The organism is Emticicia sp. CRIBPO (assembly GCF_009905725.1).
Lineage (GTDB): Bacteria > Bacteroidota > Bacteroidia > Cytophagales > Spirosomataceae > Leadbetterella.
Genome location: NZ_JAAAKV010000005.1, coordinates 328,080 through 344,996 on the forward strand (window position 1 = coordinate 328,080; position 16,917 = coordinate 344,996).

Genomic DNA, 16,917 nt, shown 5'->3' on the forward strand with positions numbered 1-16,917 from the left:
TAGCAAATGCTATTTTAGCCTTGTAAAATTTGCATAATGTTGTGAGTTTTTTGCATAAGGTTTTTTTTGACAGAGGTGTATTATTGCAATATCAAAGGGCATTTCATACAACGGTGTCTTGAATTTTAAACCCTTTGATATATAAATATTATGAAAAGATTGTCATTAGAAGAGCTGAAAGCTCAGAAAGGAGAAAAAAAGTTAGAAGAGTTGAAAACAAGTAACTTGGAATCAATCAAGGGAGGTGATATCGATTGGTGTCATGTTTGGGATACCATTATAAAAGGTGGGCCTTATATCTTCTAATATAATCATAGACCAATTCTCATACCAAGCAATATCTAATTTGGCAGAAGTTTTGAAATTACATCAATGTCGTTTTATAAAGCGAGTGAGGAATAATCTTCACAGGAATCAGAAAATAAGTAAAGAGATTTTTTCTTGACTACATTTTAATTGAATGTAGCCCTTTATTAAAACGACATTGGTTTTAGTAAATTTAAACAGGTGTGAAATGGACTTAAACAATATTCAATGATCAAGGAAATATTTCAGGATATAAGAATAATTTTACTTAAAGGTGATATAGAAGGGAATCAAGAATCTTTCAAATTAAAGCTAAAAAAGACTATGCTTATTCTAGTGGTTTCTTTTTTAGTGGCGATGTTCTTGATGCTTTTTATACATCTATCGTTGTTAAAAATGAATATTTCTATAGAGAATCAAGTTGATAAATTTATTTCATTAAGAGGGATAGTGTTAAGTGCCTTTTTTTTTATACTAGTTGGGCCAATAATGGAAGAGTTTGTTTTTCGGGCGTCTTTGAGATATTCTTGCTCTAATATGGTTCTCATGGGGGTGGGGATTAGTTATTTTGGGGTTAGAAATCATGATTTTGCTAGTTGTTTTCCATGGATGAATAATACTATTTTTATGATAATAGTAATCTTGTCATTCAGCTTATTTATATTTCTCTTATTGAAATGCTTTAAGAATATAAGTTCTCGTTTAAGTGTATTTTGGTTAAGAAATCCCAAATTGATTTTCTATTTGTCCGTGATTGTGTTTGGATTTATCCATTTTTTGAATTTTCGTCTGGGGGTAAAGTATTTGTTTTTGATGCCTTTGTTGACGTTGCCGCAAACGATGTATGGAATAGTTTTGGGCTATTCGAGAATGAAATTTGGCATACAGTATTCAATATTTTTGCACGTGGCTACTAACTTATTGTTTTTCTCTCCCAGATTATTAACCTACGTGATATGAAATTTTATGTCCTTTTTTTGTTTTGCCTTTGCTCTCAACTGCCCAACAAAATTCTTACAAGTTATGTGATAGCGTGTTTACTAATAAATGGAAACCGCACTATTATTCTTTCAATGCAAAGTACACGCTATCGTCTGAAAAACTTACCGAGGAAGTAAATAAAACGCTCACTTATCAATCTTCTCAAGTAAATGGATTTATTACCATTCGCTTTGTAGTGAATTGCAAGGGGCAATCTGGCAATTTTGAAATTTATCAGATTGATAACAATTACCAGATTGCAAAATTTGAAGACAGATACATTGAGCAATTGTTAAATTTTGTCAAGACCTTAGAAAATTGGAAAATCGGAACTTATGAAAGCCGGAAATTTGATTATTATGCCTACTTCACTTTTAAAATTGAGCATGGAAAAGTTACTGAAATTGTGCCTTAGTCTGACATTCTTATTGGTAACCGTTTTGTCTTTTGCTCAAAATGATAGTACCATAAGGGCGAAAAAAGAAAGATTTATCACCCAAAAGTATTGGCATCAATTCAGTTACAATTCATTAGAATGGCAAATGTACTTAGATTCGGCATTAGTAATTGAGCCTGAAAACGCATACTTGTGGCAACAAAAATCCATGCCAAACTTTAAAAGTGGAAAGTATTATGATGGAATGAGATTCTTAAATAAGGCTATTCAGTATGACAGTATTGCTTATCTGGGTTATCGTGGTTTTATGAAATGTATCTTTATGAAAGACTATACAAGTGCCCTTACAGATTTGAAAGCTATTTATAAAAAACGTCCCCTTGAACACATAATGGATCATAGCTATCCTTTTTGGATAGGTATTTCTTATTTGAAACTCAATCAATTAGATTCTGCCGATTATTATTTAGGTTTATCTGTTAATAATGCTTTGTTGAAAGACAAAGACGCAGTACACTATGTAGATTGGTTTTATTGGGGATTGACAAAATATAAACAAAAAAATTATAAAGTAGCCTTAACATATTTTGAAAATGTCATTGCTCAGAACTCAAATTTCCCGGATGTCGAATATTATAAGGCAACGATATTATTACGAAATCATCAAAAAGAGCAAGCAAAAGCATTATTACTACAAGCAAAAGCGAATATAGCAAGTGGATATCGAATGAACGAAGACAACGAGGTTTATACTAATTATCCATACCAAATTACGGGTGTCGACATTGATGAACTTTTAGAAAAACTTTGATGAAAATCCTGCAATTTTACATTAGCGATCTACTATTAGCTCAAAATCAGATTTCGTTGGCCGACACAATCCGAATGGCTATTTATCAGGAAAATGAGGTACTTTTTAATTTGTTAGACTATGAAAATGATATACTATTTTTAGAGCCAAATTGTTTCTGCTATTTTCTTTCCGATATTGACCCTGAAAATAGAATGTCCTTAGAACAGACGCTGTTTGGTTATATAGCGGAAGAAAAACGTCCTTCAAAAATTGCGGTTAAAGCCGATTTGTTTGGTTTGGTGAATTTGCCAAATTTGGGCTACATTCAGACAAATCCTTTTGAAGTATTATGGCTGTCATCGCAAGAAATCGAACAAAGATTACTGTCAGGTAAATTTGTTAAAAATAGCAGTATTCGTCTCTGTTTACACCCAACCGATCATCTGAGCTGTCAAAAAGGGGTAGTGTTTGATGAATCAGTTGAACAATCTTTAGCCAAACATCAGAAACAATTAGAAAAAGCAATAGATTTTTTTCAAAATCAGGTATCTGATTTTTGGCAACTTATTACTGGTGTTAATAATCAATTTGTAGTTTTTAGTAGCCCTAATCACAATTCTTTTGCAAGTATTTCCCATCATGGCACGGCATATTTTAATGTTGAAAACAAACAAAAATCGCCTATATTCTTTATTGATGATATTGCTCACCAATGCGGACACGTCATTTTTAATGTACTTACACTTGAAGCTACCAAATTTCTGAAAGTATCGAAAGATTACCCACTTAGGGGGTTTTCGACCAATCCACAAGAAAATAGAGGAGTTTATGGGGCTTTTCATGGTTTATTTACCTACACAACTATTTTACACTCTTTGGATAAAGTATTAAAATCGGAAACTTTATTTGATGAAAAGCAATGCCACGAGGCATTAGGAAGAATGGGTTTCTATATGCACAAATTTTATTTAGATCTCCAACTGATGAGTAATTCTGAGATTTTAACACACGATGGCTTAGCCTATCATAAACAATTTTTAGATGGATATAACACAATACTATTAGAATATGGAAAAGAATTGGCCTTATTAGATTACAGCAATCAACCTTACACTTTTCAATATGACCTGTTTAATGATTTAAACCCTTTACAGTAGATTTTTTGAAAGGTTAACAAAGATTAAGTAATTAATGGCTAAAAAACATCCATTCTATCGTCAATATGATCAAAAAGACTGTGGGCCAACTTGCCTGCGGATGATTAGTAAATTTCATGGAAGAGCTTATGATTCTAACTATTTACGTGAAATAGCTAATCTGACGGGGGATGGTACTACACTTGGTGGTCTAGCTGATGCCGCCGAAAAGATTGGTTTTAGTTCCTTAGCTCTAAATGTTTCTTTTGACACTTTAGCAGAACAAATCCCCTTGCCATGTATTGCTCATTGGCGTCAGAGACACTATGTTGTAGTTTATGAAGCTAACAAAGAAGAGTTGATAGTTGGTGACCCTGGCTATGGATTAATTACTTATTCAAAACAAGATTTCATTAAGGGGTGGATACCCGAGAAAAAACCCACCAATGAATCAGAAGGGGTTTTGTTGCTGTTGGAGACCACACCTTTGTTTTACGAGCAGGAAGTAAAAACAACCGAGAAAAAGTCTTTAACAGGTTTCATTTTTCGATATTTTCGCCCTTACAAAAGGTATATTATTCAACTTTTTATTGGTCTTTTGGTGGCAAGTTTGTTGCAATTTGCTTTACCGTTTCTAACTCAACAAATAGTTGATACGGGCATAAATACACATAATCTGAGTTTCGTTTCTTTAATATTGATTGCTCAGATAGTACTTTTTATTTCCCAATCGTTCATAAGTATTATCCGGTCATGGATATTATTACACACAACAAGTCGTATTAACTTACGAATGCTTTCAGATTTTCTGATGAAGCTGATGAATTTGCCAATTAGTTTTTTTGATTCCAAAACAACCGGGGATTTATTGCAACGTATTCGTGACCACGATCGTGTACAGGCTTTTTTATCTGCCACTACATTGGACGTGCTTTTTTCATCAATAACATTGTTTGTTTTCGGGGGAATTCTATTCTATTACAATCCTTTATTGTTTTGGACGTTTTTGACAGGATCATTATTTTACATTGTCTGGGTTCTGATTTTCTTAAAAACGCGGGCAAAGATAGATTATTTATATTTCGACCAGGCTTCCGGTAATCAAAGCAGTACTATTCAATTGATCAATGGAATGCAGGAAATAAAATTGAATGGCTCAGAAAAAAGACGACGCTGGGAGTGGGAGGCCATTCAGGCACGTTTATTCAAATTGAATATCCGCAGTTTAGCCTTGTCTCAAACACAAAATGAAGGCGGGAGTTTTATTAATCAAATAAAGAATATCTTAATAAGCTTTATAGCGGCAAGATCGGTTATTAATGGAGAAATTACTTTAGGAGCTATGCTTTCGGTACAATATATCATTGGTCAGATGAATGCTCCGATCAATAATTTTTTGACATTTATCCGGAGTTATCAGGATGCCAAGTTAAGTATTGAAAGATTGGCAGAGATTCATAATAAAACCGACGAAGAAACAAAAGAAGATTTATTGATAAATGAGTTACCTGCTAATAAAACGATACAGATGCAAAATCTGGACTTTCGTTATGGAAGTAGTGCATCAGCATTAGTTTTGAAAAACATTAATCTGACAATTCCGGAAGGAAAAGTAACCGCAATTGTAGGGGCTAGTGGTAGCGGAAAAACAACGCTTTTGAAATTACTTCTCAAGTTCTATGAACCATCTAACGGCCAGATTTATTTAGGCAATACCAATCTGAAAAATTTGAGTTACAATTTCTGGCGTAGCCAATGCGGAGTTGTGATGCAGGATGGTTATATTTTTGCAGACTCTATTGCCCGTAATGTCAGTGAATCAGACATAAATGGCTCAATAAATAAGAGAAAACTTCAAAATGCTATCCATACTGCAAACATAAGTGAATTTGTTGAACAATTACCCAGCGGTTTTAACACCCGGATTGGCTCAAGCGGAATGGGAATTAGTGGTGGGCAAAAGCAAAGGATTTTAATAGCCCGTGCTGTTTACAAAAATCCTGAATTTTTATTCTTCGATGAAGCCACTTCTGCATTAGATGCTAATAATGAAGCTCAGATAATGCGGAATTTGGATGAGTTTTTCAGAGGTAGAACTGTAGTCGTAGTTGCACATCGTTTAAGTACAGTTAAGAATGCAGATCAGATTATTGTACTTAATAGGGGTGAAATAGTTGAATCAGGGACTCATGATGATTTAGTGTACAAGCAGGGCTATTACTATTCATTGGTAAAGAATCAATTAGAATTGGGAAGTTAATGGAAAATATAGACATTGAAGAAGCTGAAATCAGAAGCGAAGCGGTCAGAGATTTTTTGGAGACCATTCCAAACTGGCTGATTCGATGGGGGATCCTTAGCACATCTATTGTATTGTTAGTTGTATTTTCTGCAGGCTGGTGGATCCATTACCCTACAATTGTGGTTGCGGATTTTACATTGAGCTCTACAAGCCTCCCCAAGCCGGTAATCGCGAAAGTCGATGGTAGATTGGAAAAGATATTTGTAAAAGAAAACCAAAAGGTAAAAACAGGCGAAATGCTTGGCTATTTAGAAAGTACTGCAAATCACAATGAAATGTTAAAGCTTGAAAGCGAATTGAAAAATTTTGATACCAACTTGTTGAATGATAATATAGCGGAGGTGCATTTAGTTACTTTGGGTAAGTATTATCACTTAGGGGAGCTTCAAGATCAGTACCAGGATCTCCAGCAAAATTATGTTCAGATGAGTTTCCTGTTTAAGGATAAATACTTTCAAAAAAGGAAAGATTTTATTGAGAATGAAATAAATGAAATTCTTACTATTAACCAGCATTTGCAAGACCAGTTAAAGTTATATGACAGAGATGTAGAATTGTCAGATAAAGAATATAAAATAAACCAAAAACTGTTAAACGAAAAGGTTATCGCCAAACTGGACTTATACAGAGAAGAGAGTAAACTTTTGGCTAAAAAGATACCTATCAAAAATATTCAAAATACGATTTTAAATAACAGGGCATTGGTTAATAGCAAACAACGGGAGATCTTGGAGCTGGAAAATACTACCCTGTTACAAAAGGAGTCATTCAAACAATCATTAAATATTCTGAAAAGTAATATTGAACAATGGAAAAGCAGATATGTTTTATTTTCTCCCATTGATGGTCATGTTAATTTGGCTGGTTCGCTTCAGGAAAAGCAATATGTTAAATCAGGTTCTGAAATTCTGTTTATATCAACACAGAATAAGACTTATTTGGGAGAAATCAGGATTCCACAGGCCAATTTTGGTAAAGTTAAAAAAGGACAAAAAGTTTTAATAAAGCTTCAGGGGTATCCTTTCGAAGAGTTTGGATCAATACGAGGACAGATAGTCACAATAGCAGAACTATCGTCTCAGGACAACCAGTTCTTTTGGGCTACTGTGAGTTTGCCAAACGGTTTGCTAACAGACGCAAACAAAAAAGTGGAGTATAAAACCGGTATGAAAGCTTCAGCAGAAATCGTTACGGAAGATATGAAATTAATCGAGCGATTACTTTTTGCTTTTAAACGCTCATTACAAACCAGATAACAACATATTTTTTTAGAAAAACTTGTCTTCTTAAGAAGAAACACATACCTTTGCAAGCTTTTTGATGATTGTTTCACCGTGCTTTGGTTCTTTCATCAAGACAGATAACATTTTACCCGATACACTTCTGTTTTCGTAGGGCAGATGAAAAGGGGTAAATTCGTTTTTTCTTCACTGCGATTTTTGATAGCTAAAATTTACAGGATCGGGCATCCACGCCTTATTTTAGCATAGTCAAGTAATTTAAATTTTTAACATTTAAACATTTAAAACCTTGAATTTGACAGAAACCGGAAGGAAGACTTTTGCAAGTGTTCAACCCGTACTGGAATATCCTGACTTTTTGGATATTCAGCTGCAATCATTTACCGAATTTTTCCAGATTGATACCCCAGCCGAAAGCCGTCGTGCCGAAGGTCTGTATCAGGTATTCATGGATAACTTTCCGATTGCTGACTCACGGGAAAATTACGTACTGGAGTTCGTCGATTATACCATCGACCAACCAAAATACTCTGTGGATGAATGTATCGACAGAGGCTTAACATATTCTGTGCCGCTGAAAGCCAAACTTCGTTTGCTTTGTAATGACTCAGATAATGAAGATTTCGAAACCATCGAGCAGGAGGTATTCTTAGGTAATATCCCTTACATGACCGGAAGAGGTTCTTTCGTCATCAATGGTGCGGAAAGGGTTATCGTTTCTCAACTTCACAGATCGCCGGGTGTATTCTTCTCTATGAGCAAGCATACCAACGGTACCAAACTTTACTCTGCCCGTGTTATCCCGATGAAGGGTTCATGGATCGAGTTCTCTACTGACGTAAACAACGTCATGTATGCCTATATCGACCGTAAAAAGAAGTTTCCTGTAACCACCCTGCTTCGTTCAATCGGATTTGGTTCGGATAAGGAAATTCTTGATTTATTTGGTCTTTCTGAAGAGGTGAAAGCCACTAAAGAAAATCTTAAAAACGTTGTTGGCCGTAAACTGGCTGCAAGGGTTCTTAAAACATGGACTGAAGACTTCGTGGATGAAGACACCGGTGAGGTGGTTTCAATCGACAGGAATGAAGTTATCCTTGAAAGGGACTCTATCATCTCTGAAAGTGATGTGGCTACGATCCTTGATACGGAGCAGAAATCGGTTATCCTTCATAAAGAAGATGCCAACGTTGCCGAGTTCAACATCATTTACAATACACTACAGAAAGATAGCTCGAACTCTGAAAAAGAGGCTGTTGAGCAAATATACCGTCAGCTGAGAAACACTGAAGCACCTGATGAGGCTACTGCCCGTGAGATTATTCAGGGTCTGTTCTTCTCTGACAAGAGATATGACCTGGGTGAAGTAGGCCGTTACAGGGTTAACACCAAACTTAACCTGACTACAGATCTTGAAACAAGGGTATTAACTACTGAAGATATTATCTCTATCGTGAAATATCTGATCGGTTTGATCAACTCTAAAGCCGTTGTCGATGATATCGATCACCTTTCCAATCGTCGTGTTCGTACGGTAGGAGAGCAGTTGTCAGGACAATTCGGCGTTGGTCTTGCCCGTATGGCCCGTACCATCAAAGAAAGGATGAACGTAAGGGATAATGAAGACTTCAAGCCTGTTGACCTGATCAACGCGAGAACGCTTTCTTCTGTTATCAACTCGTTCTTCGGTACCAACCAGCTTTCTCAGTTTATGGACCAGACCAACCCTCTTGCTGAAATTACGCACAAACGTCGTATGTCAGCACTTGGACCAGGAGGTCTTTCAAGAGAAAGAGCAGGTTTCGAGGTTCGTGACGTTCACTATACTCACTATGGCCGTCTTTGTACCATTGAAACTCCGGAAGGACCAAACATCGGTCTGATTTCCTCACTTTGTACTTTCGCTAAGGTCAATTCAATGGGATTCATTGAAACGCCTTATATGAAAATCGAAGAAGGTAAAATCACCGGAACCATCGAATACCTGACAGCTGAAGAAGAAGACGGTAAAAACATCGCCATGGCAACAGCCGACGTGGATGAAGCCGGTAACTTTACCGTAGGTAGCCTGAAATGTAGATATGAAGGGGATTTCCCATTGAAAAACCCTAATGATATTGAGTTCATGGATATTGCTCCTAACCAGATCGTATCTGTGGCCGCTTCGCTGATTCCTTTCCTTGAGCATGATGATGCCAACCGTGCCCTGATGGGTTCGAACATGCAACGTCAGGCTGTTCCTTTGTTCAGACCTGAGGCTCCTATCGTAGGAACAGGTTTGGAAGGAAGACTGGCGAGAGATTCACGTACGCTGATTGTAGCGGAAGGCGAAGGATTTATTGAATACGTGGATGCTGAGAAAATTGTGGTAAACTATGACTGGAACAGCGATCAGACACTTGTAAACTTTGACACCAATGTTAAAACTTACAACCTGATTAAATTCCGCAGAACCAACCAGGATACCTGTATCAACCTTCACCCGATTGTTCTTAAAGGACAAAAAGTGAAAAAAGGTCAGATCCTGGTAGAAGGATACGCAACTCAGGGTGGTGAATTAGCCCTTGGACGTAACCTTCAGGTAGCCTTCATGCCTTGGCAGGGATATAACTTTGAGGATGCGATCGTGATTTCGGAGAGAGTGGTTCGTGAGGATATCTTTACCTCTATCCACATCGAAGAGTTCGACCTTGAAGTAAGAGATACCAAAAGAGGAGAAGAAGAGCTTACTGCTGAAATCCCGAACGTTTCGGAAGAAACCGTTAAAAATCTTGATGAAAACGGTATCGTAAGAGTAGGTACCCACATCAAAGAAGGAGATATCCTGATCGGTAAGATCACTCCGAAAGGAGAGTCTGATCCGACTCCGGAGGAAAAACTACTTCGTGCCATCTTTGGTGACAAAGCCGGTGATGTGAAAGATGCTTCGAAAAAGGCTCCGCCATCGTTAAGAGGTGTGGTTATCGATACCAAACTTTTCTCAAGACCATCTAAAGAAGAAAGAGTTAAACATAAAGAAGAATTGAAAGTGTTGATGAAACAACACAGCAAATCTTTGATGGCTCTTAAATCTGTGATGATTGATAAAATGACCGAATTGCTTGACGGTCAAACCGGTAACGGTGTTAAGCACAAATTCGGAGAAGAACTGATTTCTAAAGGAATGAAGTTCAATAAATCAAACATTTCTAATAACCTGTTCCCTGAAAAGAACCCGTTTGTGGATGAAAGCTCATACAATGTGCCGGAAGAAGCAAACCTTTTGGGTGATATCATTCTTGAAGGATGGACTGGTGACGATCACCTGAACTCGCAACTGGTTAAGCTGGTGAAAAACTATCTTGCCAAACGCAGTGAGCTGATCGGGGTTTACAAAAGAGAAAGATTCGTACTTGAAGTAGGTGATGAGCTTCCTGCAGGTATCGTGAAACTGGCCAAAGTTTACATCGCTAAGAAACGTAAGTTGAAAGTGGGTGATAAAATGGCGGGTCGCCACGGTAACAAAGGGGTTGTGGCAAGGATCGTCCGTGACGAAGACATGCCGTTCCTTGAAGACGGAAGCCCGATGGATATCGTTCTTAACCCGCTTGGTGTACCTTCAAGGATGAACATCGGACAGCTTTATGAAGTTGTTTTAGGATGGGCCGGAAGGAAACTGGGTCGCAGATATGCAACGCCTATTTTTGACGGAGCTTCAACTGAAGAGGTAGCTAACGAATTGAAAGAAGCTGGTTTAGCTGAATTTGGACGTACGCAATTATATAACGGTCTTACAGGAGAGCCGTTTGACCAGAAAGTAACAGTAGGTATCATGTACATGCTGAAACTGGGTCACCTGGTAGATGATAAGATGCACGCCCGTTCAATCGGACCATACTCATTGATTACGCAACAGCCATTGGGTGGTAAAGCTCAGTTTGGTGGTCAGCGTTTTGGTGAGATGGAGGTGTGGGCTCTTGAGGCCTTCGGTGCTTCTCATATTCTTCGTGAGATTCTGACCCTTAAGTCAGATGACGTAATCGGACGTGCAAAAGCTTATGAAGCGATTGTGAAAGGTGAAAACCTTCCTAAAGCGAACATTCCTGAATCATTCAACGTATTGGTTCATGAATTGAGAGGTTTGGCTCTGGAAATCACCTTGAAGTAATTTAAACAGAATCATTTTCATATAAAAAATTTAGAAAATGTCATTAAAGAAAAACAAAAAGCTAAACAGCGATTTTAATAGCATCACCATTAGTTTGGCCTCTCCGGAATCAATCCTGGAGGGATCATTCGGTGAGGTTACCCAACCGGAAACGATCAACTACAGAACCTACAAACCAGAAATGGGAGGTCTTTTCTGTGAGCGTATTTTCGGACCTGTAAAGGACTGGGAATGTCACTGTGGTAAATACAAAAGAATTCGTTACAAAGGCATCATCTGCGACCGTTGTGGTGTTGAAGTAACCGAGAAAAAAGTCCGTCGTGAAAGAATGGGACACATCGAATTGGTTGTGCCTGTTGCTCACATCTGGTACTTCAGAAGTTTACCGAACAAAATCGGTTACCTTCTGGGATTATCTTCCAAGAAACTGGATCAGGTTATCTACTACGAAAGATACGTGGTAGTGCAGGCTGGTATCAAAGAGGAAGACGGTGTTTCTTACATGGATTTCTTAACAGAAGAGGAGTATCTTGATCATCTTGACAAATTGCCGAGAGAAAATCAGCTGCTTCCTGACGAAGATCCTAATAAGTTCATCGCTAAAATGGGAGCAGATGCTTTGCAGATGCTTCTTTCAAGATTGAAACTGGACGAGCTTTCATACGAATTGCGTCACCAGGCAGCTACTGATACTTCTCAGCAGCGTAAAGCCGAAGCTCTTAAGAGATTGAGAGTGGTTGAAGCTTTCCGTGATGCCAATTCCCGTATCGAAAACAGACCTGAATGGATGATCATCCGTATGGTGCCTGTTATTCCACCTGAATTGCGTCCGTTAGTGCCTCTTGATGGTGGCCGTTTTGCAACATCTGACCTGAACGATCTTTACAGAAGGGTGATTATCCGTAACAACCGTTTGAAAAGACTGTTGGAAATCAAAGCTCCGGAGGTAATCCTTCGTAACGAGAAACGTATGCTTCAGGAGGCTGTTGATTCACTTTTTGATAACTCAAGAAAAGTCAACGCCGTAAGATCTGATGGTAACCGTGCCCTGAAATCACTTTCAGACATGCTGAAAGGTAAGCAAGGCCGTTTCCGTCAAAACCTTTTGGGTAAAAGGGTCGATTATTCAGGACGTTCGGTAATCGTGGTAGGACCAGAGCTTAAACTACATGAGTGTGGTCTTCCTAAAGATATGGCGGCTGAATTATTCAAACCGTTTATCATCAGAAAACTGATCGAAAGAGGTATCGTTAAAACGGTAAAATCTGCGAAGAAAATAGTAGATCGCAAAGACGCTGTAATCTGGGATATCCTTGAAAATGTATTGAAAGGACACCCTGTATTGCTAAACCGTGCTCCTACACTTCACCGTCTGGGTATCCAGGCGTTCCAGCCGAAACTGGTAGAAGGTAAGGCGATCCAGTTACACCCGTTGGTTTGTACAGCCTTTAACGCTGACTTTGACGGTGACCAGATGGCTGTTCACGTTCCGCTTGGACAGGAAGCCATTATGGAAGCCTCAGTGTTGATGTTGTCATCACATAACATTCTTAACCCTGCCAACGGTGCACCGATCACGGTACCATCACAAGACATGGTGTTAGGTCTGTATTATGTAACCAAAGGCAAGAGAACAACTCCAGAAGAGAAAATCCTGGGAGAAGGCATGACTTTCTACTCAGCTGAGGAAGTAATCATCGCCCTTAACGAAGGACAGATCTCGAAACATGCTTATATCAAGGTAAAAGTTAAAGTTAAAAATGAGAATGGTGAATTAGTTGACCAGATCATCGAAACTGTTGCCGGTAGAGTATTGTTCAACCAGTTTGTTCCTGAGAAAGTCGGATACATCAATGAACTGTTGACGAAGAAAAAACTTCAGAAAATCATTGGTCAGGTATTCAAAGAAGTAAGCTTTGCCCGTACGGCCCAGTTCCTTGACGAAATCAAAGAACTAGGATTCCAGTCGGCATTTAAAGGTGGTTTGTCTATCGGTCTGGGTGATATCATGATCCCTGAAGAAAAACAATCACTGATTGAAAATGCCCGTGGCGAAGTAGAAGAAGTACAGAATAACTACATGTTTGGTATCATTACCGAGCGTGAAAGATATAACCAGATCATCGATATCTGGACCCGTGTCAATACAAGATTGCGTGAGACTTTGTTGCACCAACTTGAAAATGACCGTCAGGGCTTTAACCCGGTTTACATGATGATGCACTCCGGAGCCCGTGGTTCTCAGGAGCAGATTCGTCAGCTGGGTGGTATGAGGGGTCTTATGGCCAAGCCTCAGAAGAACATTGCAGGTTCGGTAGGAGAGATCATTGAGAACCCGATTCTTTCTAACTTTAAGGAAGGTCTTGACGTTCTTGAGTACTTTATCTCTACCCACGGTGCCCGTAAAGGTCTTGCCGATACAGCCCTTAAAACTGCCGATGCCGGTTACCTGACCAGACGTTTGCATGACGTTGCTCAGGACGTGGTAGTCAATGAAGAAGATTGCGGTACTTTGAGAGGTATCAATGTTTCTGCCCTGAAAGAAAATGAAGATGTGATCGAGCCATTATCTGAAAGGATTCTTGGACGTACGTCTGTTCATGACATTATCGATCCTTTAACCAAGGAGCTTATTGTATTGGCAGGTGACGAAATCACTGAAGAAATTGCTGACAGAATTGATCAGACAGCCATTGAAACCATCGAGATCCGTTCTCCTTTGACTTGCGAAACCCGTACAGGTATCTGTGGTAAATGTTACGGACGTAACCTAGCCTCAGGCAGAATGGCGGATGTCGGAGAAGCTGTGGGTGTAATTGCCTCTCAGTCTATCGGTGAGCCGGGTACACAGTTGACGCTCCGTACTTTCCACACAGGGGGTACTGCGATGAACGTTTCTGTTGAAGCGAACATTAAAGCGAAGTTTGCCGGTAAACTGGATTTCGAAGATATCAGAACAGTTGATTCAATTGATAAAGAAGGAAATCCTGCAGTGATCGTTATCGGTCGTCGTGGTGAAGTAAGAATTATCGATCCTGAATCTAAACAAATCCTTATTTCCAACATTGTTCCTTACGGTTCAACATTGGTTGTTAAGGAAGGTCAGACCGTTAAAAAAGGTGAGCAGATCTGTCACTGGGATCAGTTTAACGCCGTTATCCTTTCTGAAATGGACGGGGTAGTTGCTTATGATTCCATCGAAGAAGGTATTACTTATCGTGAAGAAGCCGATGAACAAACCGGTTTCCGTGATAAAGTAATCACAGACTCTAAAGACAGAGCTAAAAACCCGAGTGTGATCGTTAAAGGCGGAGAAGAAAAAGAATATAACCTTCCGGTAAGTGCACGTCTGATGGTTGAAGACGGACAGGTGATCAAAGCAGGTCAGATCCTTGCCAAGATCCCTAGAGCGATCAACATGAACCGCGATATCACCGGTGGTCTTCCGAGGGTAACAGAGCTTTTCGAAGCACGTAACCCTTCCAACCCTGCGGTTGTTTCTGAAATCGACGGTGTGGTATCTTATGGTACTATCAAACGTGGTAACAGAGAGATTTACGTAGAGGCTAAGGATGGTACCAAAATGAAATACATGGTATCTCTTTCTAAACTGATCCTTGTTCAGGAAGGTGACTTTATCCGTGCGGGTGAGCCGTTATCAGATGGAGCCATTACTCCGGCAGACATTTTGAGAATTAAAGGACCTACTGCTGTTCAGGAATACCTGGTTGATGAAACTCAGGCAGTATACCGTCAGCAAGGGGTAAAAATCTCGGACAAACACATTGAGGTGATCGTGCGTCAGATGATGCAGAAAGTCGATATGATTGATGCCGGTGATACTTCATTCCTTGAAATGCAGGCTATCGACAAATGGACATTCCGTGAAGAAAACGACAGAATCATCGATAAAAAGGTGGTTGTAGATGCTGGTGCATCTGAAGTTTTCAAACCGGGTCAGATCATCACCAACCGTGAATTCAGAGATGAAAACGGAAGGCTGAAACGTGAAGACAAAAAACAAATGACTGTAAGAGATGCTCAGGCGGCAGTTTCTCAGGTAATGCTTCAGGGTATTACGACTGCTTCATTGGGTACTGAATCGTTCATTTCTGCGGCATCGTTCCAGGAAACTACCAAGGTACTTTCTGAAGCAGCCGTGAAAGGAAAACGTGATGATCTTGAAGGTCTGAAAGAAAACGTTATCGTTGGTCACCTGATTCCTGCCGGAACAGGTAGAAGAACTTACCAGTCTATCATAATTGGTTCAAAAGAAGAACTTGAAGCAGCTAAAGAAAGAAGGGTAATCGAACCGAGAAAACGTGAGTACGTAGATTAATAAATGAAACAAATGACGGAAACGTCATCCGTTTCAGGATTAGTATGAATTTAAAAGAGGGTTGACCATTTGCTGGTCAGCCCTCTTTTTTGTCGTATAGTCCAACATTCAGCTTGCTTATAATGCTCCTGAATCGTGTAAAGATACTTTTAAAGAATTTAACGATTCTTTTTTAATATTTTTAAGACTTACTTTTGAATTTGGGGATAAAAATTAATAAATTTGTTAGTTGTATGTGCCGGAAGGCATATCATTGAAAGAGAATTAAGACATCATCCCTTAAAAGGTGATTTATCATAGGTTAAAGTATTTTCGTCTCAGAAAGGCATTTGGGTTTCCTAAATGTCTTTTTATTTTTTGTAGACGCAAGCCATAAGCTTTCAATCCCGGAAATGCTTGATTAATGATATTAAGCTTAAAAGAAAATATTGGTTTCCAAGCCTCTGAACGCTTGTACGATAATGTTAACAGATAACTTTTCAGTCTCCACATTCAATCATTGAGGCATTCAGTCATTGGTTATCAGCCATGACTTGGCAATTAAGTTATTCATTACCTTTATACAATCACTGAGGCATTCAATCATTCAAAACTAATCAGCAGATCAGCTTAAACCCTTCCCCATGAAGGTTAAGAATCTGAATGGAGGTGTCGTTTTTGAGGTGTTTTCTCAGCTTTGTGATGTAGACATCCATACTTCTGGCATTGAAATAGGAATCGTCTCCCCATATCAGCTTAAGGGCGTAGCTCCGGCTGATGGGTTTGTTTTTGTTTTGGCAGAACAGGTTGAGAAGCCCCGATTCTTTGGTTGTAAGCTTTTGTTTTGATCCATCCCATGACAACTCATGGTTCTCCGGATTAAACTCGTAGGTGCCGATGTTAAACGGCTGCGAAAGGTCCTTGGCTTCAGACTTGCCGGCACGTTTCATGATGGCTTTGATACGCATCAGAAGTTCTTCCATGCTGAAGGGTTTGGTGATGTAATCGTCTGCACCGGCATTAAAACCGCGAAGAGTATCTTCCTGCATTGATTTGGCCGTAAGAAAAATGAGCGGCACTTCTTCGTTATTTAGGCGGATTTCCTTTGCTAATGCGAAGCCGTCTTTCTTAGGCATCATGACGTCCAGGATACAGAAGTCAAAACTGTATTTCAGAAACAGGTCCATGCCTTCGTTCCCGTCTCTTGCCAACTCTACCTCATAGCCTTTGGCTATTAAATATTCTTGTAGTAATAATCCTAAATTAGGGTCGTCTTCGGCTAATAATATTTTCATT

9 protein-coding genes are annotated in these 16,917 nt (G+C 39.0%); 8 read left to right on the top strand and 1 reads right to left on the bottom strand.

Annotated elements, in window-relative coordinates:
* The first annotated feature begins 150 nt into the window (after positions 1–150).
* The 8 genes from GVN16_RS12635 (at position 151) to rpoC (ending at position 15,642) form a co-directional block, all read left to right on the top strand.
* Positions 151–306, top strand: a complete 156-nt coding sequence (locus GVN16_RS12635; protein ID WP_166564254.1) for a hypothetical protein — start codon at positions 151–153, stop codon at positions 304–306.
* 228 nt (positions 307–534) lie between these two features.
* The gene (locus GVN16_RS12640; RefSeq protein ID WP_166564255.1) at positions 535–1,266 is read left to right on the top strand and encodes a type II CAAX prenyl endopeptidase Rce1 family protein; all 732 of its coding nucleotides are present in this window, start codon (positions 535–537) and stop codon (positions 1,264–1,266) included.
* Positions 1,267–1,673: 407 nt separating this feature from the next.
* A complete protein-coding gene (locus tag GVN16_RS12645) occupies positions 1,674–2,495 on the top strand; it encodes a M48 family metallopeptidase (RefSeq protein WP_166564256.1) in 822 nt (273 codons plus the stop codon).
* On the top strand, positions 2,495–3,634 hold the full coding sequence (locus tag GVN16_RS12650) for a hypothetical protein (RefSeq protein WP_166564257.1): 1,140 nt from the start codon (positions 2,495–2,497) through the stop codon (positions 3,632–3,634). The genes GVN16_RS12645 and GVN16_RS12650 overlap by 1 nt, the downstream gene beginning before the upstream one ends.
* Before the next feature lie 34 nt (positions 3,635–3,668).
* Entirely contained in the window at positions 3,669–5,873 is a 2,205-nt protein-coding gene (locus GVN16_RS12655; RefSeq protein WP_166564258.1) for a peptidase domain-containing ABC transporter, read from the top strand.
* Complete coding sequence (locus GVN16_RS12660) at positions 5,873–7,171, top strand: HlyD family secretion protein (RefSeq protein ID WP_166564259.1); 1,299 nt, start codon at positions 5,873–5,875, stop codon at positions 7,169–7,171. The genes GVN16_RS12655 and GVN16_RS12660 overlap by 1 nt, the downstream gene beginning before the upstream one ends.
* A 274-nt stretch (positions 7,172–7,445) precedes the next feature.
* Positions 7,446–11,303 carry a DNA-directed RNA polymerase subunit beta gene (gene rpoB, locus GVN16_RS12665; RefSeq protein ID WP_166564260.1) on the top strand — a complete coding sequence of 1,286 codons (3,858 nt, stop codon included), beginning with the start codon at positions 7,446–7,448 and terminating at the stop codon, positions 11,301–11,303.
* Positions 11,304–11,340: 37 nt separating this feature from the next.
* The gene (gene rpoC / locus GVN16_RS12670) at positions 11,341–15,642 is read left to right on the top strand and encodes a DNA-directed RNA polymerase subunit beta' (RefSeq protein WP_166564261.1); all 4,302 of its coding nucleotides are present in this window, start codon (positions 11,341–11,343) and stop codon (positions 15,640–15,642) included.
* Between the two features lie 596 nt (positions 15,643–16,238).
* On the opposite strand, the gene GVN16_RS12675 is transcribed toward rpoC, so the two are convergent.
* Entirely contained in the window at positions 16,239–16,916 is a 678-nt protein-coding gene (locus tag GVN16_RS12675) for a response regulator transcription factor (RefSeq protein ID WP_166564262.1), read from the bottom strand.
* Position 16,917 lies beyond the last annotated feature (1 nt).